23 protein-coding genes and 1 tRNA gene are annotated in these 24,731 nt (G+C 72.3%); 17 read left to right on the top strand and 7 right to left on the bottom strand.

Translation table 11 applies throughout. The features are described from left to right. The first annotated feature begins 1 nt into the window (after window position 1). Both ACP56T_RS13570 and ACP56T_RS13565 read left to right on the top strand, forming a co-directional pair. Window positions 2–1,564 (top strand): DEAD/DEAH box helicase, encoded by a 1,563-nt coding sequence (locus ACP56T_RS13570; RefSeq protein ID WP_430912659.1) that lies wholly within the window; start codon window positions 2–4, stop codon window positions 1,562–1,564. Window positions 1,565–1,862: 298 nt separating this feature from the next. Beyond that, on the top strand, window positions 1,863–2,048 hold the full coding sequence (locus tag ACP56T_RS13565) for a YegP family protein (protein ID WP_430912658.1): 186 nt from the start codon (window positions 1,863–1,865) through the stop codon (window positions 2,046–2,048). A gap of 10 nt (window positions 2,049–2,058) precedes the next feature. Here ACP56T_RS13565 and ACP56T_RS13560 read toward each other — a convergent pair whose 3' ends face one another. Then, window positions 2,059–3,924 (bottom strand): ABC-F family ATP-binding cassette domain-containing protein, encoded by a 1,866-nt coding sequence (locus tag ACP56T_RS13560; RefSeq protein ID WP_430912657.1) that lies wholly within the window; start codon window positions 3,922–3,924, stop codon window positions 2,059–2,061. 132 nt (window positions 3,925–4,056) lie between these two features. Next, window positions 4,057–4,950, bottom strand: a complete 894-nt coding sequence (locus ACP56T_RS13555) for a UDP-3-O-acyl-N-acetylglucosamine deacetylase (RefSeq protein ID WP_430912656.1) — start codon at window positions 4,948–4,950, stop codon at window positions 4,057–4,059. Window positions 4,951–5,280: 330 nt separating this feature from the next. Between ACP56T_RS13555 and ACP56T_RS13550 the strand changes: the two genes are divergently transcribed. From ACP56T_RS13550 to ACP56T_RS13535, 4 genes are read left to right on the top strand one after another with little or no spacing between them, the layout of a single operon-like run. Beyond that, on the top strand, window positions 5,281–5,967 hold the full coding sequence (locus tag ACP56T_RS13550) for a Crp/Fnr family transcriptional regulator (RefSeq protein WP_430912655.1): 687 nt from the start codon (window positions 5,281–5,283) through the stop codon (window positions 5,965–5,967). A gap of 4 nt (window positions 5,968–5,971) precedes the next feature. Then, window positions 5,972–7,063, top strand: a complete 1,092-nt coding sequence (locus ACP56T_RS13545) for an ABC transporter ATP-binding protein (protein WP_430912654.1) — start codon at window positions 5,972–5,974, stop codon at window positions 7,061–7,063. After that, complete coding sequence (locus ACP56T_RS13540) at window positions 7,060–7,968, top strand: ABC transporter permease (protein ID WP_430912653.1); 909 nt, start codon at window positions 7,060–7,062, stop codon at window positions 7,966–7,968. Before ACP56T_RS13545 ends, ACP56T_RS13540 begins: the two co-directional genes overlap by 4 nt. Next, window positions 7,965–8,735 (top strand): ABC transporter permease subunit, encoded by a 771-nt coding sequence (locus tag ACP56T_RS13535; protein ID WP_430912652.1) that lies wholly within the window; start codon window positions 7,965–7,967, stop codon window positions 8,733–8,735. Before ACP56T_RS13540 ends, ACP56T_RS13535 begins: the two co-directional genes overlap by 4 nt. A 10-nt stretch (window positions 8,736–8,745) precedes the next feature. Here the strand turns inward: ACP56T_RS13535 and ACP56T_RS13530 are convergent, their stop codons facing one another. Next, a complete protein-coding gene (locus ACP56T_RS13530; RefSeq protein WP_430912651.1) occupies window positions 8,746–10,602 on the bottom strand; it encodes an AsmA family protein in 1,857 nt (618 codons plus the stop codon). A 366-nt stretch (window positions 10,603–10,968) separates the two neighbouring features. Between ACP56T_RS13530 and ACP56T_RS13525 the strand changes: the two genes are divergently transcribed. The 6 genes from ACP56T_RS13525 to ACP56T_RS13500 all read left to right on the top strand — a co-directional run bounded on the left by ACP56T_RS13525 (window position 10,969) and on the right by ACP56T_RS13500 (window position 16,107). Beyond that, complete coding sequence (locus ACP56T_RS13525; protein ID WP_430912650.1) at window positions 10,969–11,706, top strand: CoA transferase subunit A; 738 nt, start codon at window positions 10,969–10,971, stop codon at window positions 11,704–11,706. A 137-nt stretch (window positions 11,707–11,843) separates the two neighbouring features. Beyond that, entirely contained in the window at window positions 11,844–12,503 is a 660-nt protein-coding gene (locus ACP56T_RS13520; protein ID WP_430912649.1) for a 3-oxoacid CoA-transferase subunit B, read from the top strand. Between the two features lie 169 nt (window positions 12,504–12,672). Next, window positions 12,673–13,077: a hypothetical protein gene (locus tag ACP56T_RS13515; protein ID WP_430912648.1), complete on the top strand. Its 405-nt coding sequence runs from the start codon at window positions 12,673–12,675 to the stop codon at window positions 13,075–13,077. A 137-nt stretch (window positions 13,078–13,214) separates the two neighbouring features. Then, window positions 13,215–13,290: transfer RNA gene (locus ACP56T_RS13510), tRNA-Ile, on the top strand. Between the two features lie 397 nt (window positions 13,291–13,687). After that, the gene (gene sfnG, locus ACP56T_RS13505; RefSeq protein ID WP_430912647.1) at window positions 13,688–14,800 is read left to right on the top strand and encodes a dimethylsulfone monooxygenase SfnG; all 1,113 of its coding nucleotides are present in this window, start codon (window positions 13,688–13,690) and stop codon (window positions 14,798–14,800) included. A 47-nt stretch (window positions 14,801–14,847) separates the two neighbouring features. Next, window positions 14,848–16,107 carry an SfnB family sulfur acquisition oxidoreductase gene (locus ACP56T_RS13500; protein WP_430912646.1) on the top strand — a complete coding sequence of 420 codons (1,260 nt, stop codon included), beginning with the start codon at window positions 14,848–14,850 and terminating at the stop codon, window positions 16,105–16,107. A gap of 11 nt (window positions 16,108–16,118) precedes the next feature. Here ACP56T_RS13500 and ACP56T_RS13495 read toward each other — a convergent pair whose 3' ends face one another. Next, window positions 16,119–17,240, bottom strand: a complete 1,122-nt coding sequence (locus ACP56T_RS13495) for a hypothetical protein (protein WP_430912645.1) — start codon at window positions 17,238–17,240, stop codon at window positions 16,119–16,121. A 76-nt stretch (window positions 17,241–17,316) separates the two neighbouring features. Here ACP56T_RS13495 and ACP56T_RS13490 point away from each other — a divergent pair, with 76 nt between their 5' ends. Genes ACP56T_RS13490 through ACP56T_RS13475 form a run of 4 tightly spaced genes read left to right on the top strand, consistent with a single transcriptional unit; the run spans window position 17,317 to window position 21,392 of the window. Continuing rightward, complete coding sequence (locus tag ACP56T_RS13490; RefSeq protein WP_430912644.1) at window positions 17,317–17,751, top strand: GlcG/HbpS family heme-binding protein; 435 nt, start codon at window positions 17,317–17,319, stop codon at window positions 17,749–17,751. Window positions 17,752–17,758: 7 nt separating this feature from the next. Continuing rightward, window positions 17,759–19,354, top strand: a complete 1,596-nt coding sequence (locus tag ACP56T_RS13485) for a peptide ABC transporter substrate-binding protein (RefSeq protein ID WP_430912643.1) — start codon at window positions 17,759–17,761, stop codon at window positions 19,352–19,354. Continuing rightward, entirely contained in the window at window positions 19,351–20,274 is a 924-nt protein-coding gene (locus tag ACP56T_RS13480) for an ABC transporter permease (protein WP_430912642.1), read from the top strand. Before ACP56T_RS13485 ends, ACP56T_RS13480 begins: the two co-directional genes overlap by 4 nt. Beyond that, window positions 20,271–21,392, top strand: a complete 1,122-nt coding sequence (locus tag ACP56T_RS13475; protein ID WP_430912641.1) for an ABC transporter permease — start codon at window positions 20,271–20,273, stop codon at window positions 21,390–21,392. The genes ACP56T_RS13480 and ACP56T_RS13475 overlap by 4 nt, the downstream gene beginning before the upstream one ends. 1 nt (window position 21,393) lies before the next feature. On the opposite strand, the gene ACP56T_RS13470 is transcribed toward ACP56T_RS13475, so the two are convergent. After that, window positions 21,394–21,654, bottom strand: a complete 261-nt coding sequence (locus tag ACP56T_RS13470; protein ID WP_430912640.1) for a hypothetical protein — start codon at window positions 21,652–21,654, stop codon at window positions 21,394–21,396. 117 nt (window positions 21,655–21,771) lie between these two features. On the opposite strand from ACP56T_RS13470, the gene ACP56T_RS13465 reads away from it, so the two are divergent. Continuing rightward, window positions 21,772–23,250, top strand: a complete 1,479-nt coding sequence (locus ACP56T_RS13465; RefSeq protein ID WP_430912639.1) for an MFS transporter — start codon at window positions 21,772–21,774, stop codon at window positions 23,248–23,250. A gap of 123 nt (window positions 23,251–23,373) precedes the next feature. Here ACP56T_RS13465 and ACP56T_RS13460 read toward each other — a convergent pair whose 3' ends face one another. Next, the gene (locus ACP56T_RS13460) at window positions 23,374–23,619 is read right to left on the bottom strand and encodes a type II toxin-antitoxin system Phd/YefM family antitoxin (protein ID WP_430912638.1); all 246 of its coding nucleotides are present in this window, start codon (window positions 23,617–23,619) and stop codon (window positions 23,374–23,376) included. 80 nt (window positions 23,620–23,699) lie between these two features. Beyond that, window positions 23,700–24,704, bottom strand: coding sequence for a glucokinase (locus tag ACP56T_RS13455; RefSeq protein WP_430912637.1), 1,005 nt, complete (start codon window positions 24,702–24,704; stop codon window positions 23,700–23,702). Window positions 24,705–24,731: the final 27 nt, after the last annotated feature.

Genomic DNA, 24,731 nt, shown 5'->3' with positions numbered 1-24,731 from the left:
CTTGACCCAGTTCACCGATTTCGGTCTCGCCCAGCCCGTGCTGCGGGCCCTGGAGGAAGCCGGCTACACCGCGCCGACCCCGATCCAGGCGCAGGCGATCCCGCCGGCCATGGAAGGTCGCGACCTCTGCGGCATCGCCCAGACCGGCACCGGCAAGACCGCCGCCTTCGCCCTGCCGATCCTGCACCGGCTCTCGCTGGAGAACCGCCGCGCCCCGCGCCGGGGCTGCCGCGTGCTGGTGCTCTCCCCCACCCGCGAGCTCGCCAACCAGATCGCCGAGAGCTTTTCGGACTACGGCCGCCACCTGCCCTACACCAACACCGTGGTGTTCGGCGGCGTCACCATCTCCCGCCAGGAGCGGGCGCTGGCGCCGGGGGTCGACATCCTCGTCGCCACGCCGGGCCGGCTCATCGACCTGATCGAGCGCCGCTCCCTCACCCTGGAGGGCGTCGAGATCCTCGTCCTCGACGAGGCCGACCAGATGCTCGACCTCGGCTTCATCCACGCCCTCAAGCGCATCGTGCGGATGCTGCCGGCCAAGCGCCAGAGCCTGTTCTTCTCGGCCACCATGCCGAAGAACATCGCCGGCCTCGCCGACCAGTACCTGCGCGACCCCGTGCAGGTCGCGGTGACGCCGGTGGCCACCACCGCCGAGCGCGTCGACCAGACGGTGATCTTCGCACAGACCGGCGTGAAGCAGGCGCTCCTCGCCCATATCCTGCGCGATCCCAGCTTCGAGCGGGTGCTGGTCTTCACCCGCACCAAGCACGGGGCTGACCGCGTGGTGCGCAACCTCGACAAGGTCGGCATGGTGTCCGCCGCGATCCACGGCAACAAGTCCCAGCCGCAGCGCGAGCGGGCGCTCGCCGCCTTCAAGGACGGCGACTGCCGGGTGCTGGTGGCCACCGACATCGCCGCGCGCGGCATCGACGTCGACGGCGTGAGCCACGTCGTCAATTTCGACCTGCCGAACGTGCCGGAATCTTATGTCCACCGCATCGGCCGCACGGCCCGCGCGGGAGCCACCGGGCTCGCCATCTCCTTCTGCAATGACGAGGAGAAGGCGTATCTGCGCGATATCGAGCGCATCACCCGCCAGAAGGTGCCGGTCTCCGGCTTCCCCGAGGGGTTCGTGATGCCGTCGCGCGCCGAGGCCGACCAGCTCGCCGCCGAGGACCGCGATCGTCCGCGCGGCCAGCGCCCCGGCGGCGGCCAGCGCCAGGGCCAGGGCCGTGGACCCGGCCGTCCCGATCAGGGCCGTCCGAACCAGGGCCGCCCCAACGGCAACCGGCCCCAGCAGGGCCGCCCGCAGCAGAACCGCCGCCCGGAGGGCGCCGCCGCTCCCCGCGCGGACGAGCGCCGCAACGACGGCCGTCCGGCCCAGCGTCCCGCCACCGCGCATCACGAGGGCCGCAACGGTCCCCGCGCCGAGCAGCAGCGTCCGGCGGGCAACCGCCAGCCGGGCGGTCGCGGACGGTCCGAGCAGCGCGGCGCCGAGGGCTCGCGCTCGCGCGGCGAAGGCGGCCAGAGCATCGCCTGGCTCGATCGCGGCTCGCGCAACTGAGAAGCACGGGTACCCCTCTCCCCTCCGCGGGAGAGGGTGGCCCGCGAAGCGGGTCGGGAGAGGGGAGCGACGGTGCCGCACAGCGCGCTCCCCTCTCCCGACCCTCGCTTACGCGAGGCCCACCCTCCCCCGCAAAGGGGGGAGGGAGACGCATCTGGGACCGAAACCCGTATGAGTCACGAAACGCCGTCCGGATTCTCTTCGGGCGGCGTTTTGCCATCCGGGTCCGGTCCGCACATTGCGCGGGCACCGGCGCGCGCCATCTAGACAGCGTAGACCGACCGACGAGGACAGACGGATGCGCTTCGAACTCTACCGGGACGCCTCCGGCCACTGGCGCTGGCGCCTGCGGGTCCAGAACGGCAACATCATCGCCGATTCCGCCGAGGGCTATGCCCGCCGCGAGGATTGCGAGCACGGCATCGCGCTGGTGAGGAAGAGCGGCGAGGCGAGCCTCGTCGACATGACCACCAAGATCGCCTGAACGGGCGCCCTCAGCCCGCCTCGATCTCGCCGCTCAGCGCCAGCCACTCCTCCTCCGCCGCGCCGAGCGCGGTGACGGCCTCCGCGCGCATGCGGGAGATGTCGCCGGCCTTCGCCGCGTTCTCGCGGAACGCCTTGCCGTCGGCCAGCGCCGCGTCGATCTTGGCGATGGCCTCCGAGAGCTTGGCCATGCGGGCCTCCGTCGCCTCGAGCTTCCTGCGCAAGGGGGCGAGCGCGGCCCGGCGCTCCACCGCCGAGCGCCGCTCGGCCGCCTTCTGGCCGCCGGACGGCTCGGCCGACTTGGCGTCGGTGGGCTCCGGCCCGGCGAGCACCAGCTTGCGGTAATCGTCCATGTCGCCGTCGAAGGCCTTCACCGAGCCGTTCGAGACGATCCACAGCCGGTCGGCGCAGGCCTCGATCAGGAAGCGGTCGTGGCTGACGAGGATCACCGCCCCCTCGTAGTCGTTGATCGCCTCGACCAGCGCCTGCCGGCTCTCGATGTCGAGATGGTTCGTCGGCTCGTCGAGGATGAGGAGATGCGGGCCGGCGAACGCCGCGAGCCCCATGAGCAGCCGCGCCTTCTCGCCGCCCGAGAGCTGCGAGACCGGCGTATCCGCTTTCGAGGCCGGGAAGCCGAGCCGGGCGGCGGCCGCGCGCACCCGCGCCTCGGGCACGTCCGGCATCAGCGAGCGGACATGCGCCACGGCGCTCTCGGACGGACGCAGCTCATCCAATTGGTGCTGGGCGAAATAGGCGACCTCCATCTTCGAGGAGCGCCGCATCGTGCCCGAGAGCGGTTCCATCCGCCCGCCGATGAGCTTGCAGAAGGTCGACTTGCCGTTGCCGTTGGCGCCGAGCAGCGCCACCCGATCGTCGGGGGCGAGGCTCAGATTGAGCCCCGAGAGCACGACCCGCTCGCCGTAGCCCGCGTTCACCCGCTCCATCGCGACGATGGGCGGCGAGAGGGGGCGCTCCGGGCTCGGCAGGTGGATGACGGGCACGTCGTCCTCGAGCAGCGCCGCGATGGGCTCCATCTTGGCGAGCCGCTTGACGCGCGACTGCGCCTGCCGGGCCTTCGTCGCCTTGGCCTTGAAGCGGTCGATGAAGCTCTGGAGATGGGCGCGCTCGGCGTCCTGGCGGGCCTTGGCCTTGGCCTGGAGCACGCGCTTCTCGGAGAGCTGGCGCGCGAAGGAGGTGTAGCCGCCCCGGTAGATCGTCAGCTTGCCCCGGTCGAGATGCAGGATGTGGTCGACGGAGGTATCGAGAAGGTCGCGGTCGTGGCTGATGATGATCGCGGTGCGCGGGTAGCGCTCGAGATAATCGTAGAGCCAGAGCGTGCCCTCGATGTCGAGATAGTTGGTGGGCTCGTCCAGCAGCAGCAGGTCGGGCTCGGAGAACAGCACGGCCGCGAGCGCCACGCGCATGCGCCAGCCGCCGGAGAAGTCCGAGCAGGGCCGCGCCTGCGCCGCCGCGTCGAAGCCGAGGCCGTGCAGGATCGCCGCTGCCCGCGCGGGCGCCGAATGCGCGCCGATATCCACGAGCCGCGTCTCGATCTCGGCCCGGCGCACCCCGTCGGCGTTTTCCGCCTCGGCCATCAGGCGGGCGCGCTCGGTATCGGCGGCGAGCACCACGGCGTGCAGGGTCTCGGGGCCGGCGGGCGCCTCCTGCGCCACCGCGCCGATGCGCATGCCTTTGGGGAGCGAGACGGCGCCGGCATCGGTGGGCAGCTCGCCGAGGATGGCGCGAAACAGCGTGGTCTTGCCGGCGCCGTTGCGCCCGACGAGCCCGACGCGGGCCCGGTCGGGAATCGAGAAGGTCGCCTGGTCGAGGATCAGGCGCTCGCCGATGCGGTAGGAGAGGTCGTTGACGCGCAGCATGGGCGCGTTCTGGCCGCGCGGCGCCCCGAGGGCAAGCTGTCTCGGTCTCCGCTCGGCGGATGCCCCGATGCTCGGAGCATCCGCGTTCGCCGCATGGGCGGCGGCGCGCGGTTGCGCTTGCCTTTCCGGAGCCTACACCAGCTCCCAGGCGCCCTCCTCCCGCATCAGCTTGGCGACCAGCGCGTGGTTCACCTCGTGGCCGATATGCGCGCCGGTGAGCCGTCCGAGGATCGGGTGCCCGGCAAGCGAAAGGTCGCCGACGAGATCCATGATGCGGTGGCGCACGGGCTCGGCCGGCAGCCGCATGCCGCCGACGACGCGCCCTCCCACGATGGCCGCGGTGGTCTTGAAGCTCGCCCCGCGCAGCAGGGGCTTTCGGGTCACGAAGCCGTAGATCTTGGCCGGCAGCGCCCATTTCAGCCGGCCGAAGCTGCGCGACGGCGCAAGTTCGCGCGCAAAGCTTTCCGGCGTGATCGCGCCCTCCCAGGCCATCTCGCCAAAATGGGAGAGCGAGAGACGGGCGGCGATGGCGAGCTGCTCGGCCGACGCGATCGAGAGGCTGCGGCGCCCGTCCTCGAAGGCGACCTCGCGCAGAACGCGGATATAGCGCCTCGGCGCGTCCTGCTCGACGCGGCCCGCCTCCCGGATCGCCTCGCACCAGGGCGTGGCGCTGCCGTCGAAGATCGGCAGCTCCTCCGAGTCGATCTCCACCAGCGCATTGTCGATGCGAAAGGCGCTGAGCGAGGCGAGCAGGTGCTCGACGGTGCGCACCAGCGAGCCGTCCGGCGCCTTGAGCGCCGTGCAGAGCGGCTGTGAGACGCGGCAATGCCAGGAGGCTGGCACGCTCACGACGCCCCCTCCCCGCAGCGTGCGCCGGAAGACGACGCCCGAGCCGGGCTCGGCCGGCGACACCCGCACCGTGGCGAAGCGGGCCGTGTGCAGGCCCCGGCCGGAGCGGGTGAAGCTCCCGGCGAGCGTCGCCTGCCGGGCGGGACGGGGGCCGGATGCGGGAGGGCTGTCGGTCATGCCAAGGCCATGGGCGGCCTTGCCGCCGCCGGGTTGCGGGCCGGCAGGTAGCCGATGCGCCGCCGCCTGGAAAGCCGGCCGCGCCGCGCCGTGCTGCGTCGTCGCGAATTCGGCTGACGATGCAGACGCTTCATCCACCCGATCCGGCCCGGCGCGACTTGACCCCCGCCGGCCCTGTCGTCACCATCCGGCGAGCTCGGCGGTGGAGTCCGGCGCGACCGGGGACCGATCCGCGTGACGGGGGGAATCGGCCGCCGTGCCGATCGGGCCGCGTGGCGGGACCGTGGACCGGTCGGTCGCCGCGCGAGGGTATGCGGGGGTTTCGAGGTCATGGCGCGTCTGGGTACGATACCGTTCTTCAAGGAGCCGGGGATCGACCTCGCCCCCTTCGAGACGCGCTGCCATTGGCGCAAGTTCGACGAGAACGAGGTGCTGGTCGATTTCGACGACGTCTCGACGGACGTCTATTTCCTCGCCTCGGGCGAGGTGCGCATCCTCAACCGCTCGCAGTCGGGCAAGGAGGTGATCCTCGGCGAGATGCGCGGGGGCGCCTTCTTCGGCGAGCTCGCGGCGCTCGACGGCGTGGGCCGCTCGGCCAACGTCACCGCGCTGACGCGCGGCGAGGTCTGCGTGGTCTCCGCGCCCGTGTTTCGGCAGATGGTCTTCGCCTCCGAGACCATCGCCGACCGGCTCTTCCGCCTGCTCACCAAGCGCGTGCGCGAGCTGAACACCCGCCTGATGGAGCACGCGCTGCTGGATCTGCGCCACCGGCTCTACGCGGAGCTGCTGCGCCTCTCGGTGCCGCGCGCCGGGGGCGGCGACGAGCGGGTGGTGACGCCCCCGCCCTATCACCATGTGCTGGCCGCCCGCATCGGCTGCCGCCGCGAGCAGGTGACGCGCGAGTTCACGGTGATGGCCAACGAGGGCCTCGTCGACCGCACCCGCGGCGCCCTGGTGCTGCGCCGGCCGGACCTCCTGGAGGCCCGCGTCGCCGAGGCCCTGCGCGAGGACAGCTAGGCCCTTGCCGCCCGAGCTTGCGCCGGACGGCTCCGCCCTCCTGCGGATCGAGGGCGTGACGAAGCGCTTCGGCGCGCAGGCCGCCGTGGACGACGTGTCGCTGGCCATCGGGCAAGGCGAGTTCGTCTGCCTGCTCGGGCCGTCGGGGTGCGGGAAGAGCACGCTGCTGCGCCTCGTCGCCGGGCTCGACGCGCCGACATCCGGCCGCATCCTGCTCGACGGCGCCGACATCACCGGCCTGCCCCCGCATCGGCGGCCGGTGAACCTGATGTTCCAGTCCTACGCGCTGTTTCCGCATATGAGCGTGGCCGGGAACCTCGCCTACGGGCTCAAGGGGCTCGGGTTGGGCAAGGGCGCCATCGCCGAGCGGGTGGCGGGGCTGCTCCGGCTGGTACGCCTCGAGGGCCTCGGCGAGCGCCGTCCCGAGACCCTCTCCGGCGGGCAGCGGCAGCGGGTGGCGCTCGCCCGCGCGCTCGCCCGCGAGCCGAGGGTGCTGCTCCTCGACGAGCCGCTGGGCGCCCTCGACCGCTCGCTCCGGGAGGAGACCCAGGCCGAGCTGCGCGCGCTCCAGCGCCGGCTCGGCGCCGGCTTCGTCGTCGTCACCCACGACCCCGAGGAGGCGATGGCGCTGGCCGACCGCATCGGCGTGATGGAGGGCGGCCGGCTCGTGCAGATCGGCCCGGCGGCGGACCTCTACGAGCGGCCGGCGAGCCGTTTCGTCGCGGCGCTGCTCGGCGACGTCAACCTCGTCGCCGGCCGGCTCGGACCGGCCGGGCCGGGCCCCCTGCGCGCGGTCGGGACCGCGTTCGGAAGCGTCCAGGCGCGGGCGTCGGAGACCGATCTGGCGGAGGGCGCCGAGGTGGTGGTCGCGCTGCGCCCGGAGCGGATCGTGCTGCGAGACGCCTCCGGCGAGGGGCTGCCGGGCGTGCTCACCGAGGCGACCTTCCTCGGCGAGCGCATCCGCCGCCTCGTGCGGCTCTCCGACGGGACCGTGCTGCGCGCCAGCGCTCCCGCGACGGAGGCCGCCGGCCCGGCCGTGGGCGAGGCGGTGCGGGTCGCCTTCGCGCCGCGCGACGCGGCGATCCTGCCGGCATGAGGGGCGCCCGCGCCTTGCGCTTCCTGGCGCGGCTGCCGCCCCTCCTCTGGCTCGGGGCGTTCTTCCTCGTGCCCTTCGCGATCACCCTGAAGATCGCGCTCTCGGAAGCCGCCACCGCGATGCCGCCCTATCTGCCGGTGCTCGACTGGCAGGGCGGGCTCGACGGCTGGTCGACCTTCCTCGAGGCCCTGAACTTTCAGAACTTCGAGGCCCTGGCCTCCGACGCGCTCTACCGCGACGCCGCCCTCTCCTCCCTGGCGCTGGCGGGCACGGCGACGGCGATCCTGGTCGCGCTCGGCACGCCGCTCGCCTATGCCATGGCCCGCGCTCCGGCACGGTGGCAACCGCTGCTGGTGGCGCTGGTGGTGGTGCCGTTCTGGACGAGCTTCCTGATCCGGGTCTACGCCTGGATCGCCATCCTCAAGCCGGAGGGGCTCCTCAACGCGGCCCTCCTGAAGCTCGGGCTGATCGCGGCCCCGCTCGAGATCCTCAACACGCAAGTCGCCGTGCTGATCGGGCTGACCTACGCCTATCTGCCCTTCCTGGTGCTGCCGCTCTATGCGGTGATGAGCCGGCTCGATCCCGACCTGCGCGCGGCCGCCGCCGATCTCGGCGCCTCCCCGGCGCGGGTGTTCTGGAGCGTGACGCTGCCGCTCTCGGCGCCGGGGCTGGTGGCCGGCGCGCTGCTCTGCTTCATCCCGATGGTCGGCGAGTTCATCATCCCGGACCTGCTCGGCGGCTCGGATACGCTGATGCTCGGGCGCGTGCTGTGGAGCGAGTTCTTCTCCAACCGCGACTGGCCCCTCGCCTCGGCGGTGGCGGTGATGATCCTCGTCATCGTCGTGGTGCCGGTGGTGTTCTTCCGGGAGGCCGAATCCCGACGCGCCGAGGCGACGCGCCCGTGACCGCCTTCACCCGCACGGCGCTGACGCTTGGCCTGCTGTTCCTCTACGCGCCCATCACGGTGCTGGTGGTCTATTCCTTCAACGCCTCCGCCCTCGTGACGGTGTGGGGCGGTTTCTCGACGCGCTGGTACGCGGTGCTGCTTCAGGATCGCGCCTTGCTCGACGCCGCCCGCGTCAGCCTGCTCGTGGCGCTGCCGGCGGCGGGGATCGCCACGCTGCTCGGCACGCTCGCGGCCCTGGCGCTGGAGCGGCACGGGCGCTTCGCGGGACGGGGGATGTTCACCGGCCTCGTCTACGCGCCGATGGTGATGCCGGAGGTGATCACCGGGTTGTCGCTGCTGCTGCTCTTCGTCGGCGTCGGGCTCGACCGGGGCGTCGTCACCATCGTGATCGCGCATGCCACCTTCGGCACCGGCTTCGTCGCCGTCGTGGTCGCCGCGCGTCTGCGCGGCCTCGACCGGAGCCTGACGGAGGCGGCCGCCGATCTCGGGGCCGGGCCGGCGCGGGTCTTCCTCACGATCACCCTGCCACTGCTGGCGCCCGCCGTCGCGGCCGGGTTCCTGCTCGCCTTCACCCTGTCCCTCGACGATCTCGTCATCGCGAGCTTCGTCTCGGGGCCGGGCGCCACGACGCTGCCGATGCGGCTCTACAGCCAGGTCCGGCTCGGGGTGAACCCGGAGATCAACGCCGCCTCGACCCTGCTGCTCGCCGGCGTCGCCCTGGTGGTGCTCGCGGCCTCCTGGCTCGGCGCGCGCCGCGTCGCCTGATCCGAACCGGTCAGGGCGCGTAGGCGCGGGCGGAGGCCGGCAGGCGCAGCGCCGCCGGCGAGGTCGCCGGCGGACCCTGGAGGACCGGATCGGTCTCGCCCTGGTCGAGGCGGGTCGCCTTCACGGAGACCCCGTCCCAGGGGCCGGAGATGTCGAACAGGGTGCCGCGCCGGGGCGCCTCGCCGCCGACGGCGCGCGGCTGCAAGGTCACGCGGGCCGTGAAGCGGCGCTCCGGCAGGGACAGGTTGCCGCGAATGGCGGCGTTGACCGAACCGCTCCTGAGGAAACCGTCGCCGATCTCGCCGACGCCGTTGGCGAATTTCAGGGACACCGCCGCCCGCTCGAAGGTGGTGCGCCCGTTGCGCCGCGCCAGCGCCCCCGGCGCCAGCGCGCCGTTGCGGTGGATCACGTCCGAGAGGTCGAGCCCGGCGATGGCGCCGCCCTCCATGGCGAAGGCGGCGCGCCCGGCCACATGGGCGGTGAGCGCGGCGACGTCGCGCCCGCTGCTCTCCAGGGCGAACTGCCCCTGCGTGGCGCCGACCACCCAGCGCTCCCCGCCGATCTCCGCGAGGAGCGCGCCGATGTCGAGCCCGTCGAAGGTGCCCTGCGCGCGCAGCTCGGTCTCGTCCGCGTCCTCGGCGGCGGCGGTCAGCGCGAGCCGCGCCTTCACCGTGCTGCCGGAGACGCGCGCCCGGCTGAGCGATGCCTCGACGGATTCGCCGCGCACCAGCACGCTGGCCGCGATATCCTCCACACGGACCGGCCCGATCCGGCTGGAGCCGGCCGAGAGGCGCAGGTCGAGATCGCTGCCGGTGAGCGGCTTCAGCGCCACCGGGCGCGGGCCGGCGCCCTGCTCGGCGTCGAGCAGGCGCACGAGGCCGCCGAGCAGCGGTCCGAGATCGAGATCCTCCGCCGCCAGGGTCGCCTGCACGGCGGGACGGCCCTCGAAGGAGGCCGACACCGCCCCCTCCAGGCTGCTGTTGCCGATGCCGACGCGCACGCGCGGGATCATGATGCCCGTGGCCGAGCCCTCGAAGGCGCCGTCGAGGGACAGGCTCCGCACGATGGGCGAGAGCGCCATGTCCGCCCCGATCCAGGCGAGCGTCCGGGGAAGATCGCGCGCGTCGAGCCTGCCATGCCCGGAGAGGGCCGCCTCGGCGCCGAGCCGCGCGCTGCCCTCGACGCTGAGCGTGCCCTCCGGCCAGGCGAGCATGGCGGAGACCGGGCTCGTCCGCCCTTCCGCGAGATCGCGCGGCCGCAGCCCGGCGAAGGCGAAGCGCGTCCGCGCGCCGTGCCAGATCAGGCTGCCGGCCGCGTCGAGGCTGGCGCTCCACAACGGCCAGGACAGCATCGCCTCGACCTCGCCCCCGCGCTCGGACGAGCCCTCGGCATCGGTGGCCGTCACCGTGCAGCGCGTGAGCGAGACGCGGCGGGGATGGGACGAGCCGCTCCCGGCGAAGCGTTCCGCGAGGCCGCGCAGGGGGCCGCCCGGAAGGCCGTCCCCGTCGAGGCGGCCGAGGTCGATCCTGGCGCCGTCGAGCACCACGGAGGCGAGCTCGGCGCGGCCCGACAGCAGCGCCGTCGGGGCGAGCTCGACGGTCAGGCGGCCGCCTTCCGCGAGGGAGGTCCCGTCGGCTGCGGCGATCCGGGTGCGCGCGAACCCGATGCGCGGCAGCGGCAGCAGCGTCAGCTCGGCGGCGCCCTCGGCGGAGAAGGCGAGCCCGTAATCGGAGAAGGCGCGGGTCGCGAACCCCGTCACCCGCGCCGCCGGCACGGACCAGGGCATGCAGGCCGCCACGATCCCGGCCGCCGCGATCACCGCGAGGCACAATGCGGGGGCGAGCTCGCGCGCGGATCGCCGCTTCATCGGGGCCGGCCGCCGGAGAAAGGGAACGCGCAGGGGCAAACGGACTCCGTTCCGTCGGGACGGCGGGCGCCGGCCGGGGCGGATGCGCCGAAGAGCGCTCCCGCAAGCGGCCCGGACGCGGTGTCGCCCCCACGACACCCGCGCACACGACGCCCGCGCGGCCGGAAGCGCGCGACCAGCGTCTTAGAACCTCCCGCCGCCTTTGTCTTCCCGGCGCGCTTCATGCTTCACGATCTGTGACACCGCGCGCCCGCCGCCGACTGGACCGGCGCGCCGAAATCGGAAAAGAGCTTCTTTCCGCGCGATGCGACATCATTGAGGCCGGTCCCGTCGTGGGACGGAAGGCCCCGGAGGGGACGCCAGACGATGAAGAAGGTCTATTCGGACGCGGCCGCCGCGCTGGCGGGCGAGATACGCGACGGCATGACCCTGATGTGCGGCGGCTTCGGCCTCTGCGGCATCCCGGACGAGCTGATCGAGGCGGTGCGCGAATCGGGCGCGAAGAACCTCACCGTCATCTCCAACAACGCCGGCATCGATGGCGTCGGCCTCGGCAAGCTGCTCGACACCCGGCAGGTGTCCAAGATGATCTCGTCCTATGTCGGCGAGAACAAGGAGTTCGCCCGCCAGTTCCTCGCCGGCGAGCTCGAGATCGAGTTCAACCCGCAGGGGACGCTGGCCGAGCGCATCCGCGCGGGCGGCGCCGGCATCCCGGCCTTCTTCACCAAGACGGGCGTCGGCACCAAGGTGGCCGAGGGCAAGGAGGTGCGCGAGTTCGACGGCGAGCACTACGTGATGGAGCGCGGCCTCTTCGCCGACATCGCCCTCGTCCACGCCCATCGTGGCGACACAGAGGGCAACCTCTCGTACCGGATGACGGCGCGGAACTTCAATCCGATGATGGCCACCGCCGCGAGGATGACCATCGCCCAGGTCGAGCATCTCGTGCAGCCCGGCGAGATCGATCCCGATACCATCCACACCGCCGGCATCTTCGTGAAGCGCATCATCCACGTCCCGATCCGCGAGAAGCAGATCGAGCAGCGCACCGTGCGCAAGCGCCAGGATGCCGCCTCCGCGGCGGCCGGCGGCGGCGCCGTCTGAGGCCTCTCCTCCCCCTTGCGGGGAGGAGCCGGAGGTGGGGTCGGCCCGGACGTCGCTCTGCGGTTCCGCCTGAACCACCCCCACCCTGACCCTCCCCGCAGGGGGGAGGGAACCCATCCTGTGAGGAGACCCCATCCATGGCCTGGACCCGCGATCAGATGGCGGCGCGCGCCGCCAAGGAGCTGGAGGACGGCTTCTACGTGAATCTCGGCATCGGCATCCCGACGCTGGTGTCGAACTTCATCCCCGAGGGCATGTCGGTGCAGCTCCAGTCGGAGAACGGCATGCTCGGCATGGGTCCCTTCCCCTACGAGGGCGAGGAGGACCCGGACCTCATCAACGCCGGCAAGCAGACCATCACGGCGCTGCCGACGACGAGCTACTTCTCCTCGGCCGATTCCTTCGGGATGATCCGGGGCGGCCACATCAACCTGTCGATCCTCGGCGCCATGCAGGTGGCCGGCAACGGCGACCTCGCCAACTGGATGATCCCCGGCAAGATGGTGAAGGGCATGGGCGGCGCCATGGACCTCGTGGCCGGCGTCAAGCGCGTGGTCGTGGTGATGGAGCACGTCGCCAAGAACAAGGACGGCTCGGAATCCCCCAAGCTCCTGAAATCCTGCGACCTGCCGCTCACCGGCACGGCCGTCGTCGACATGGTGATCACCGATCTCGGCGTCTTCACCATCGACAAGAAGGGCGGCGGCGGCATGACCCTGATCGAGCTCGCCGACGGCGTCACCGAGGACGACGTCCGCACGCGCACCGAGGCCGAGTACAAGGTCGCCCTCTCCTGAGGGCGGCGCGCCGCCCCGTTTCGGGACGCCCCGGCGTCCTTTCCGGGCGGCATGGCTAAGCGACCATTAAGCCGACTCGGCGGATTCTCCCGTCCGCCGGGCCGCGACTTCCACACGTGCCAGCCGCCCGGACGAGTCGTTTCGCGTCGGCACGCGGGTGGTGAAGCGTATGGGTTGCGTATCGAGCGCCGCAGACAACGTCGTCCCCTTCCGCCGCATTCCGGCCGGCGACCGGCCCATGGCGGCCCATATGGCGGGCCATGACGGCCGCTCCCGCCGGCGCACCGAGCAGCGCGCGCTGATGGATACGGTCTATGCCAGCGGCGCCCTCTCCGTGGCGGCCGGCGACCGCGACACCAAGCTCACCGCCTCGCGGCTCCTGGTCTACGGGTTCCTGACCATCGAGGAAGTCGGCGAGGACGGCTCCTTCCGCCGCCTGCGCCCGTCCGAGGCGATCCGTGCGGGGGGCGAGCGTCCGTGGCGCCTGTCGAAGCCCGCCTACGCGGCCGGCCTCGCGGTGACGATCCCGGCGGTGGACGGCTTCCTGTTCGAGACGATGGGCCTGCCCGCCTGAGCGGGCTGGCCCGCTCAGGCGGGCTCACGGCTCTTGCCTCCGGTCCGAGGCGCGGCTACCCCATCGCGGGATGCCCGTCGCCGGACGCGTCGGACCCGCGCGGCGATCGATCCCGGTGTTTTCCATGAGAACACTTCGGGCCTGTAGCTCAATGGTTAGAGCCGACCGCTCATAACGGTCTGGTTGCAGGTTCGAGTCCTGCCGGGCCCACCATCTTTCAGCGACGCGGCGGACGGTGCCGGCCGCCTCTTCGATTCGTCGGATCCGGCTTCCGGCCGTCCCCTCTCACATCCTCCGGCGCCTTTCGGGCTCGAACCGGCATGGGCCGCCCTCTCTCCTGGCATGGCGGTGTGCCGCGATGCGCGGACCATGGAGCCGAACGGATTTTCGTCTCGCCGGCGAAGTCGATCGAGAACGATCCGGTCCAGGGAAGTAGAAAAAGAGAAACCGCTTCCTTTGACCCTGCGCATTCGGCGTGGGATGCTCGGCGGTATCGAAATTCATCAGACAGGAATTTCGATCTTACAGATGTGATGCTTGGAGTTGCTTGCCGCCTGCTGCTGCCGGCGGCGGGGCTGCTCCGTGCCGTCAACCGTCCGAGGGGCCGTCCATGACCACGCGTTCGACCGTCGCGCCGTCCGATCCGATCCGCTTCGCTTATTGGGTGCCGAACGTCTCGGGCGGGCTGGTAATCAGCCGGATCCCGCAGCGCACCTCGTGGGATGCCGACTACAACCGCACGCTCGCCCGGATCGCGGAGGAGGCCGGCTTCGACTACGCGCTGACGCAGATCCGCTTCACCGCCGGTTACGGCGCCGAATACCAGCACGAGTCGGTGGCCTTCAGCCACGCGCTGCTCGCGTCGACCTCGCGGCTGAAGGTGATCGCGGCGCTGCTGCCCGGCCCCTGGAACCCGACGCTCGCCGCCAAGCAGGTCGCCACGATCAGCCAGCTCACGAACGGGCGCATCGCGGTCAACGTCGTGTCGGGCTGGTTCTCGGGGGAGTTCCGCGCCATCGGCGAGCCCTGGCTCGACCATGACGAGCGCTACCGCCGCTCGGAGGAGTTCATCCGTGCCTTGCGCGGGATCTGGACGCAGGACGGATTCAGCTTCCGCGGCGACTTCTACCGCTACACGGACTACACCCTGAAGCCGAAGCCCGCCGCGCCGCTGCCCGAGATCTTCCAAGGCGGCTCGTCGCGGGCCGCGCGCGACATGGCCGCCCGCGTGTCGGACTGGTACTTCACCAACGGCAACACGCCGGACGGCATCAGGGCCCAGGTCGACGACATCCGGGCCAAGGCCGCCGCGAACGGACATTCCGTCAAGGTCGGCGTCAACGCCTTCGTCATCGCCCGCGACACCGAGGAGGAGGCCCGCGCCGTCCTCCAGGAGATCATCGACCATGCCGACCCGGAGGCGGTGAAGGCGTTCGGCCACGAGGTCAAGAACGCCGGCAAGGCGTCGCCTGAGGGCGAGGGAAACTGGGCGAAGTCGAGCTTCGAGGATCTCGTCCAGTACAACGACGGCTTCAAGACGAACCTCATCGGTACGCCCGACCAGATCGCCGAGCGCATCGTGGCGCTGAAGGATGTCGGCGTCGATCTCGCGCTTCTGGCCTTCCTGCACTTCCAGGAGGAGGTCGCCTATTTCGGCGAGCACGTCATTCCGCGCGTGCGGGCGCTGGAAGCCGCGCGCGAGCGCCGGGCCGAGGCGGCCTGACCGCGCCACGCCGGCCTCCCCCTGCCCTCACCAACCGGAGAGATTCCATGAACATCGCCGTCAGCGCTGCGCAGGTCGAGGCGGGCCGTCGGGCGGAGGGCTCGCCCGGTCCCGCCCGTCCGGCGGGAGCCGCGCATGTCATCCGGGACGACGCGGAGGCGATCCGCGTCGCCCATGCCCTGGCGGCGGAGTTCCGCAAGGGTGCAGCCGCGCGCGATCAGGCCGGCGTCCGCCCCTTGCGCGAGCTCGACGCCTTCTCGCAGAGCGGGCTCTGGTCGATCAACGTGCCGAGGGCGTTCGGCGGGCCGGAGGTCTCCTACGCGACCCTGGCACGGGTGATCGCGATCGTCTCGGCGGCGGACCCGTCCATCGGGCAGATCGCCCAGAACCATCTCGGCATCGTCGCGGCGATCCGCACGGTGTCCGACGAGGCGCAGCAGACGCTGCTCTTCGGCGAGGTGCTGTCTGGCACCCGCTTCGGCAACGCCTTCTCCGAGAAGGGCACCAAACGCGCCGCCGATTTCGAGACCCGCTTCACCGACCACGGCGACCACGTCGTCGTCAGGGGCCAAAAGTTCTACGCCACCGGCGCTCTGCTCGCCCATCTCGTGCCGATCGTGGCCGTCGATGACGAGGGCCGGGCCTGGTACGCCATCGCCGAGCGCGACGCGCCGGGGCTCACGGTGATCGACGACTGGTCGAGCTTCGGCCAGCGCGGCACGGCGAGCGGCACCGTCCTCATCGAGGACGTGCGGGTGCCGAAATCCCATCTCGTGCCGGCCTGGAAGGGCTATCAGGCGCCGCGCTCGGACGGGGCGATCTTCCAGATCATCCAGGCGGCGGTGGATGCGGGCATCGCCCGCGAGGCGATCGACGAGACGGTCGCCTTCGTGCGCGACAAGGCGCGGCCCTGGATCGACAGCGGGCTGGAGCGGGCCTCCGACGACCCCTACACGATCCAGGCCGTGGGCGCGCTGACCATCCAGCTCCACGCGGCCGAGGCGCTGCTCGAGCGGGCGGGCCTCGCCATCGACGCGGCGCTCGTCGCGCCCGATGCGGCGACCGTCGCCGCCGCCCAGCTCGCGGTGGCGGAGGCCAAGGTGCTGACGACGGAGGTGGCGCTGGCCGCCACCAACAAGCTCTTCGAGCTCGCCGGCACCCGCTCGACGCTTGCCGAGCACAATCTCGACCGCCACTGGCGCAACGCCCGCACCCATACGCTGCACGATCCGGTGCGCTGGAAATACGCCATCGTCGGCAACCACGCGTTGAACGGGGTCAACCCGCCCTTCCACGCCTGGAGCTGACGCGGCTCGCTTCAGCGGACCCGCCAGCGCGAATCGCCGACGATGCGCTCCACCGCCGCGACGCCGCGCTCGGCGAGATAGGCCGGCGCGCGCTTCCAGGCGGGTAGCGCGCGGAAGCCGAAATGGCGCACGGTCTCGCGCATCAGGAGGTCGACCCGCTCCTCCTCGTCGCGCGAGATCGGCCGTGCCGCGAGCTCGTTCGGCGGCTTGGCGGGGGCGTCCTCGACCACGCGGGACCACGCCGTTCCCCAGAGATCGCGGGCGAAGGCGTCGCTGGTCCGGGCGAAATGGTTCTCCATGCGCTCCTTCACCTCGGGCGCGTCGCCCCGGATCGGCTCGGGGTCGAGCCCGCGCGACCAGGCGGCGCCGTCGAGGACATGGCCGATCGCGCGGGAGTGGCTGCCGACCTGCCGGTGCACCCGCATCGCGCGGAGACGGCGCGAGGCTTCCACCGCCAGCGGCCCCGGCGAGCGGTTGGTGACGAAGGTGACGTCGGGCTCGCCGAGCAGCGGGGAGACGCGCTCCCACAGGCGCAGATCGCGAAAGATCCGCTCCATCAGCGGGGCCGGCGAGCGCGCGTCGCGCAAGGGAATCGCGGTGACGCGGCCGCCGCAGGCCGTGCGCCAGGGCGCGATCAGGCCGGCATAGTCGAAGCGTCCCGAGTGCCAGTGGGCGCGCCCGAAGGCGCGGAAGTCGCGCGGCTCGACGACGAGCTGGGCCCGGTGCGCATAGGCCGAGTTCAGCTGCTCGAAGGGCGGCTTCACCACCATGGCCGTCTCCATGGCGAAGCCGCGCCGGGCGAAGACCTCGCGCAGGGTGGCGGGCACGCGAAAGCGCGGCTTCTGCACGGCGAAATCCTCGTAGGAGAGGATCACCGTGTCGGCATCCGTGGCGCGCAGCGCGTCCGACAAACGCTCCAGGCTCGGGGCGCGCTCGGCGCGCGGGCGGCGCCCGTCGAGGGCCTCGCCGAGGGGCTGGTGGTTGACGTCTGCGCCCGCATGCGCGCCGGGGAGCGCCAGTTCCGGATAGAGCAGGCCGATCCCGGCGAGGCGCGGCCGCAGGGTCGCGAGCAGGGTCTGGAACGAGGTGGACCCCGTCCTCGGCATTCCGATATGGATGATCGCCCGACGCATACGCGTTCCCTCGTCGCCCGGTCCCTGCCGTCCGCCCCGGCCGGCATCGCCTCGTTTCCCTTCTCAGAGCCCGCCGATGCCCGACCTGACCCTCGCCGCCGCCCGGACCATCGTCGCCACCGCCCTGGAGACGGCACGCGCACGGGGCCTGAAACCGCTCGCTGTGGTTGTGTATGACGCGCGCGGGTCTCTGAAATGTGTCCAGGTCGAGGACGGCACCTCCCTACGCCGCCCTGAGGTCGCGGCCGGCAAGGCGAACGGCGCCCTGGCGCTGGGGATGGGCTCGCGCGCCATCACCGCGCGGTCGGAGGCGCAGCCCCAGTTCGTCGCCGCCGTGAGCCATCTCGTCGGCCCGGCGGCCCTGGTGCCGGTGCCGGGCGGGGTGCTGATCCGCTCCGGCGGCGGCGTGATCGGCGCGGTCGGCATCTCCGGCGACACCTCCGACAACGACGAGATCTGCGCGGTGGCCGGCATCGAGGCGGCGGGGTTCTCGGCCGAGACCGGCGCCTGAGCCCGCCATGCGGCCGCGCCGCCGCGACTGGCTGGCGGGCGCCGCCGCCGCGCTCCTCGGCGCCCGTCGGGTGCGGGCGGAGGCGGAAACGGTCTACCGGCGCGGCAACGACGCCGATCCCGAGACGCTCGATCCGCACAAGTCCTCGACGGTGGCGGAGGCGCATATCCTGCGCGACCTCTTCGAGGGGCTGCTCACCTACGACAACCGTGGCGCGATCGTCCCCGGCGCTGCGGAGAGCTGGCAGGTCTCCGACGACGCGCTGACCTACAGCTTCCGGCTGCGGGCGGATGGCCGCTGGTCGAACGGCGACCCGGTGGCGGCCGAGGATTTCGTCCACGCCCTGCGGCGCATCCTCAGCCCCGCCACCGCCGCGAAATACGCCGAGGTGCTCTACCCCTTGCGCAACGCGGCCGCCGTGAATCGCGGCGCGATGCCCCCCGAGGCGCTCGGGGTGTCGGCGCCCGATGCGCGCAGCCTCGTCGTCGCGCTCGAGAAGCCGACGCCCTATCTGCTCGAGCTTCTCACCCACCAGACCTCGATGCCGCTGCACCGGCCCTCGCTGGAGCGATACGGCGAGCGCTTCACCCGGCCGGGCAACCTCGTCTCCAACGGCCCCTACCGGCTGGAGGAGCTGGTGCCGAACGACCGCATCACGCTCTCCCGCAACCCGCATTTCCGCGACGCGGCCCGGATCGCGATCCCGCGCGTGGCCTTCGTGCCGGCGCCGGACCAGTCGAGCGCGGTGCGGCGCTACGCGGCCGGCGAGCTCGATTCGCTGTCCGACCTGCCCGGCGACCAGATGGCCTCCCTGAAGGCGCGGTTCGGCGATCAGGTCGTGCTCGGGCCGGCGCTGGGCGTGCTGGCGCTCGCCGTCAACACGCGCAAAAAACCCTTCGACGACGCGCGGCTGCGGCGCGCCCTCTCGCTGGTGATCGACCGCGACTATCTCGCCGAGGCGATCTGGGGCGGCACCATGGCGCCGGCCTTCTCGCTCTGCCCGCCGGGGCTCGACCACTACCGCGATCCGCCGGAGATCGAGGGCGCCCGTAGCCTGCCCATCGACAACGAGGCGCAGGCCGCGCGTCTCCTGGAGGAGGCCGGATTCGGGCCGGGCGGCCGGCCGCTCGTGGTCGAGTACCGCTTCAACACCAGCGACAACAACCGCAACACGGCGGTGGCCATCGCCGACATGTGGCGCGGCCTCGGGATCGAGACGCGCTTCGTCTACACCGATGCCAAGACCCATTTCGCCCATCTGCGCGACGGGGGCGATTTCGACGTGGCGCGGATGTCCTGGCTCGCGGACTACTCCGACCCGCAGAACTTCTTGTTCTTGCTCAAGACCGGCAACGACGGCCTGAATTCCGGCCGCTACGCCAACCCGGCCTACGACGCGCTCTTGAGCGAGGCGGATGGCGAGCGCGACCTCGGCCGCCGCACCGACTTGCTCTTCCGGGCGGAGACCGTGGCGCTCGCCGAGCTGCCCTGGATCCCGCTGCTGCATTACCGCTCGAAGGCGCTGATCTCGCCCCGCCTGAAGGGCTACACGGCGAACCTGCGCAACGTCGCCCCGACCCGTTTCCTGAGGCTCGAGGCGTGATCGCCTATGCGCTGCGGCGTCTGGCCCAGGGCGTGCCGACGCTCCTCGTGGTGGTCACGCTGAGCTTCTTCCTGATGCGGCTCGCCCCCGGCGGCCCCTTCGACCTGGAGCGGCCGCTCTCCCCCGCCGCCATGGAGAACCTGCGCCGGGTCTACGGGCTCGATCAGCCCCTGCCGGTGCAGTACCTGCGCTACCTCGCCGCTCTCGCGACGGGCGATTTCGGGCCCTCCTTCTCCTTCCGCGACCTCTCCGTCGCGGACCTCTTCGCGCGCGGGCTGCCCGTCTCGATGACGCTGGGCGCCCTTGCGCTCGGGCTCGCGCTGGTCCTCGGCGTCGGGCTCGGGACGCTCGCGGCCCTGCGGCGCGGAGGCGTTGCCGACCGGATCGTCGGGCTGCTCGCCGCGCTCGGCCTCTCGGTGCCGAGCTTCGTCGTCGCGCCGCTCCTCCAGATCGCCTTCGGGCTGCTGCTGCGCTGGCTCCCGGTCGGCGGCTGGGGCGGGGGAGCACCCTCGCATCTGGTGCTGCCGGCGATCACCCTGGCGCTGCCGCATATCGGGAGCGTGGCCCGGCTGACGCGGACCTCCCTGGCCGAGGCGCTCCAGGCCCAGCCCGTGCGCACCATGCGCGCCATGGGCCTGCCCCCCGGCCGCATCGCCCGCCATGCCTTGCGCGGCGCCCTGCTGCCGGTGGTGGCGATCCTCGGGCCGCTGTCGGCGGCGCTCCTCACCGGCTCCGTCGTGGTGGAGACGATCTTCGGCCTGCCCGGCATCGGGCGCTACTTCGTCGACGGGGCGCTCAACCGAGACTACACGCTGGTGATGGGCACCGTGGTGCTGGTGGCCGCCCTCGTGATCTTCCTCACCATCGCCGCCGATCTCCTCGCCGCCTGGCTCGACCCGCGCGTGAGGCTTTTCGCGTGAGCGCGGCCGCCGCGTCCTCGCGCCCTCCCCCCGGCCGGTCCGTCCTGCGGCGGCTCCTGCGCGATCCCGGCGCGGTGGCGGCCCTGCTCGTCCTCGCCGCGATCGCGCTCGCCTGCCTCGCCGGGCCACGGCTCGCGGGCCACCCGCCCGAGCGCGCCTATCCCGACCTGCGCCAGCTCCCCCCTGGCCTCGCCGCGCAGCCCTCGGCGGCGACCCTGCGGCCGGCCCTCGACCGCCTCGCCTTCCGCATGCGCGCGACGGTGGAGGACGCGTCGGAGACGGGCGGGCGCCTGCGCCTGGTGCTCCGAGCCCGCGAGGGCGGCCCCGCCATCGACCCGCGCGGCCTCGTCTACCTGCCGCGCTCGGACCTGTTCGGCGAGCCGGTGATCCTCGCGCGTGAGGACGAGGGCCGGCGTCTCGTGGTCGAGGCGCCGGTGCGCCGGCTGCGCTTCCTCCTCGGCACCGACGTGCATGGCCGCGACCTTCTCGCCCGCAGCCTCGTCGCGGGGCGGGTCTCGCTGCTGATCGGGCTCGTCGCGACGGCGGCGGCGCTGTCGATCGGCGTCGTCTACGGGGCGGTCGCCGGCATGGCCGGGGGCGCCGTCGACGCCGCGATGATGCGCTTCGTGGACGTGCTCCACGCCCTGCCCTTCGTGTTCTTCGTGATCGTGCTGGTGGTGTTCTTCCGCCCCTCGCTGGGGCTGATCCTCGTCGCCGTCGCGCTGGTCGAGTGGCTCGACATGGCCCGCATCGTGCGCACCCAGACGCTCTCCCTGCGGCGGCGCGATTTCGTGCGCGCGGCGGAGGCGCTCGGCCTCTCCACCCCGGCCCTGCTGCGGCGGCACATCGTGCCGAACATGCTGGGGCCCGTCACCGTCGCGGCGACGCTGCTGGTGCCCCGCGTGATCCTGCTGGAGAGCCTGCTGTCGTTCCTCGGGCTCGGCGTGCAGGAGCCGGCGACGAGCTGGGGCGTGCTGGTGGCCGAGGGCTCCCGCGCCCTCGAATCCGCGCCCTGGATGGTGGCCGTCCCGGCGGGGCTGCTGGTCGCCTCCCTCGTCGCGATGAACCTCCTGGGCGACGCGCTCGCGGACGCCCTCGCCGTGAGCCGCGACAGGTAGCTCAGCGGGCCTCGACCAGCGCCGGATAGACCAGCCGCACGTTGCGGCGCGCCTCGGGCAGGGGCGTGGCGATACGCGCCTTCGGCTCGGGCGCCACGGTCGGGACGGGCATGGCGGGGCGAAGCCGCCAAAGCTCGCCGCCGGCCACCGGCACCTTCGGTCTGTCGGGCGCGAGGGTCCCGTCCGCGCCCTGGGTCGGCATGACGGTGAAACCGCCGAGGCTGGTGGTGACGAGGATCGCGAACCGGAGTGGGGCGTTCATGACAGGCGCTTCCGCGTGAGCGCCTGAACCTTCGCTGGCGACGGTCAACCACTCCCGAATCCGACCGATTCGTTGCCCCGTTCCCAACAGATGTCTTGATTCAGGGTAAACGACACGATGGCGAGCAGAAGCGAGACGGCCCCCGGCACGCAGGCGCCGGAGCGCGCGGCCTTCGGCAGCGTCGTCGACACCGACATCGCCGCCCGGCTCGACCGCCTGCCCTGGGGGCGCTTCCACGTCCTCGTCATCGTGGCGCTCGGCATCACCTGGGTGCTCGACGGGCTCGAGGTGACGCTCGCCGGCGCCCTGGTCGGGGCCCTGCGCAAGCCGCCGATGTCCTTCTCCGAGTTCGACGTGGGGCTGGCGGCGAGCTCCTACCTCGTCGGCGCCGTGACGGGGGCGCTCGGCTTCGGCTGGCTCACCGACCGGATCGGCCGAAAGAAGCTCTTCTTCATCACGCTGGCCCTCTATCTCGTGGCCACCGCCGCGACCGGGCTGTCCTGGGACATCTACAGCTTCTGCATCTTCCGCTTCCTCACCGGCGCGGGGATCGGCGGCGAGTACACGGCGATCAACTCGACCATCCAGGAACTGGTGCCGGCCCGCGTGCGCGGCTGGACGGATCTCGTCATCAACGGCTCCTTCTGGATCGGGGCGGCGCTCGGCTCCTTCCTGTCCATCGCCGTGCTGCGGCCGGACTGGGTCGACCCGACCTACGGATGGCGCATCGCCTTCTTCGTGGGCGGCGGCATCGGCCTCGTGATCCTTCTCCTGCGCTCGTGGATTCCCGAGAGCCCGCGCTGGCTCGTCACCCACGGTTACGCGGCGGAGGCCGACCGGGTCGTGACGGGCATCGAGAAGCGCTTCACCGATGCCGGCGTCACCCTGCCGCCGGTGGACGAGGGCAAGCGCATCAAGCTGAAGGTCCGCAGCCACACGCCGCTCTCGGAGGTGGCCGGCGCGCTCTTCGTCACCAGCCGCCGGCAGACCGTCGTCGGCCTGGCGCTGATGGTGGCGCAGGCGTTCTTCTACAACGCGCTGTTCTTCACCTACGCCCTGGTGCTGGAGCGCTTCTACGGCGTGCCGGGGGGCCATGTCGGCTGGTATCTGCTGCCGTTCGCGCTCGGCTCCTTCCTCGGCCCGCTGCTGCTCGGGCGCCTGTTCGACACGGTGGGACGGCGCCCGATGATCGCCTTCACCTACGGCATCTCGGCCGTGCTGCTCGCCGTCACCGGCTACCTGTTCAAGATCGAGGTGTTCGGGCCGGTGGGCCAGACGGCGGCCTGGATGGTGGTGTTCTTCTTCGCCTCCGCCGCCGCGAGCGCGGCCTATCTGACGGTGGCCGAGACTTTCCCGCTCGAGATCCGGGCGCTCGCCATCGCGGCCTTCTACGCGCTCGGCACCGGCATCGGCGGGGTCTCGGGGCCGCTGCTGTTCGGAACCCTGGTCGAGACCGGCTCGCGCGACTGGGTGCTCGTCGGCTACCTCGTCGGCGCCGCGCTGATGGCGGTGGCGGCGGTCGTCGGCGGCCTCTACGGCACGGCGGCCGAGGGCAAGTCGCTGGAGAGCGTGTCGAAGCCGCTGGCGGCGGCGTGAGGGAGGCTCAGACCCTGAGAGGTATCGGCCAGACACCTCAGGATAGGAGCCGCGCGGCCTCCGGCGGAAGCCTCTCCGGCAGGCCCGCCGCCCACAGAAGGAGATGCGTGTCGAGAAGAAGCCTCACGTCCCGCCGAACAGGCGGTCGATCGCCGCGTCTCCCATCCGGTCGAAATCGTCCGGCACGGCGATCTGGCCGGCCAGGAAACCGAGACGCCGGTGCGGTGCCGGACCGTCCGGCGGATCGACGGCCACGACCTTCACCCGCGGCTTGCCGTCCTCGGTGATGACGACTTGTTCGCCGCCGGCCGCGCGCTCGACGAGGCTCGCGAGGTCCGAGCCGGCCTCCTGAAGCGTCACGACATGCATGATGCGGCGTCCGTTCCCGGAATACCCCTTTTCAGATCCGCCACAGTGACCTGCCGCCCGGCGGGATGCAACGTTCCGGTTCAGGCGTCCTCCCGCCAGACCTGCCCGTGATAGACGAAGGTGTCGCCCTGGCTCGCCAGCGCGGCGAGGCCGGTGAAGGCCGGGTCGTGCACGGTGATGACGCTCGTCGGGATGTCCCGCATCATCTGCGCGAAGGGCGCCTTGCGCTCGAAGGCCGCGCGGAACCCGCCGGCGTTCAGCACCTCGACGATGCGCGGCGCGATGCCGCCGCCGATGAACACGCCTCCCGTCGCCAGGAAGGTCAGGGCGAGATCGCCGCAGACCCGGCCGAGGAGCTTGGCGAACAGCGCCAATGCCTGCCGCGCGTCCGGGTCGGCGCCGGAAAGGCCGCCCTCGGTGACGGCGGCCGGCTCGATCTTCTCCGCCGGGCGGCCGCTGCGGGTCGCCGCGATCGCCGCGTGCAGCCGCGCGAGGCCGGGGCCGGAGAGCAGCGTCTCCACGGTGACGCGCCCCTCCACCCGTTCGAGAGCGTGCCAGATCGCCTCCTCCTCGGCGTCGCTGGGGCCGAGCTCGGTGTGCCCGGCCTCCGTGGAGACGATGGCGAGGCGGTCGGCATAGGGCACCAGTGCCGCCGCGCCGAAGCCGGTGCCCGGCCCGAGCACCACCTTGGCGCCGCCGGGCGCGTCGCCATGCGGGCCGACCGGGGTCAGGTCGTGCGGCGCGATGCCGGCCGCCCCCGCCGCGACGGGCACGTAATCGTTGACCACCACCGCGCTCGACAGGCCGAAATCGGCCCCGATCCGCGCGCCCTCGATCACCCAATGCGCGTTGGTGAGCTGGACCTTCGGCCCGTCGACCCGGCCGGCGATGGCGAGGATCGCCGCGCGCGGGGCCGCCCCCTCCCCGCCCTTGGCGAGCGCCGCGCGGATGGCGCTCGACGGGTCGGGATGCCGGGCCGTCGCCTCGTGAGAGAGCAGGCGCGGCGCGGCGCCCTTCGCCTCCACCAGGGCGAAGCGCGCGTTGGTGCCGCCGACGTCGCCGACGAGAACCGGGAACTCGAACATCGCGGGGGGCGCTCCTTGGCGGCGTGG

It is taken from the genome of Methylobacterium endophyticum (assembly GCF_050591105.1).
GTDB lineage: Bacteria > Pseudomonadota > Alphaproteobacteria > Rhizobiales > Beijerinckiaceae > Methylobacterium.
Note: the sequence above shows the minus strand (reverse complement) of the source record. Positions and strands in the feature narration are given on the sequence as shown.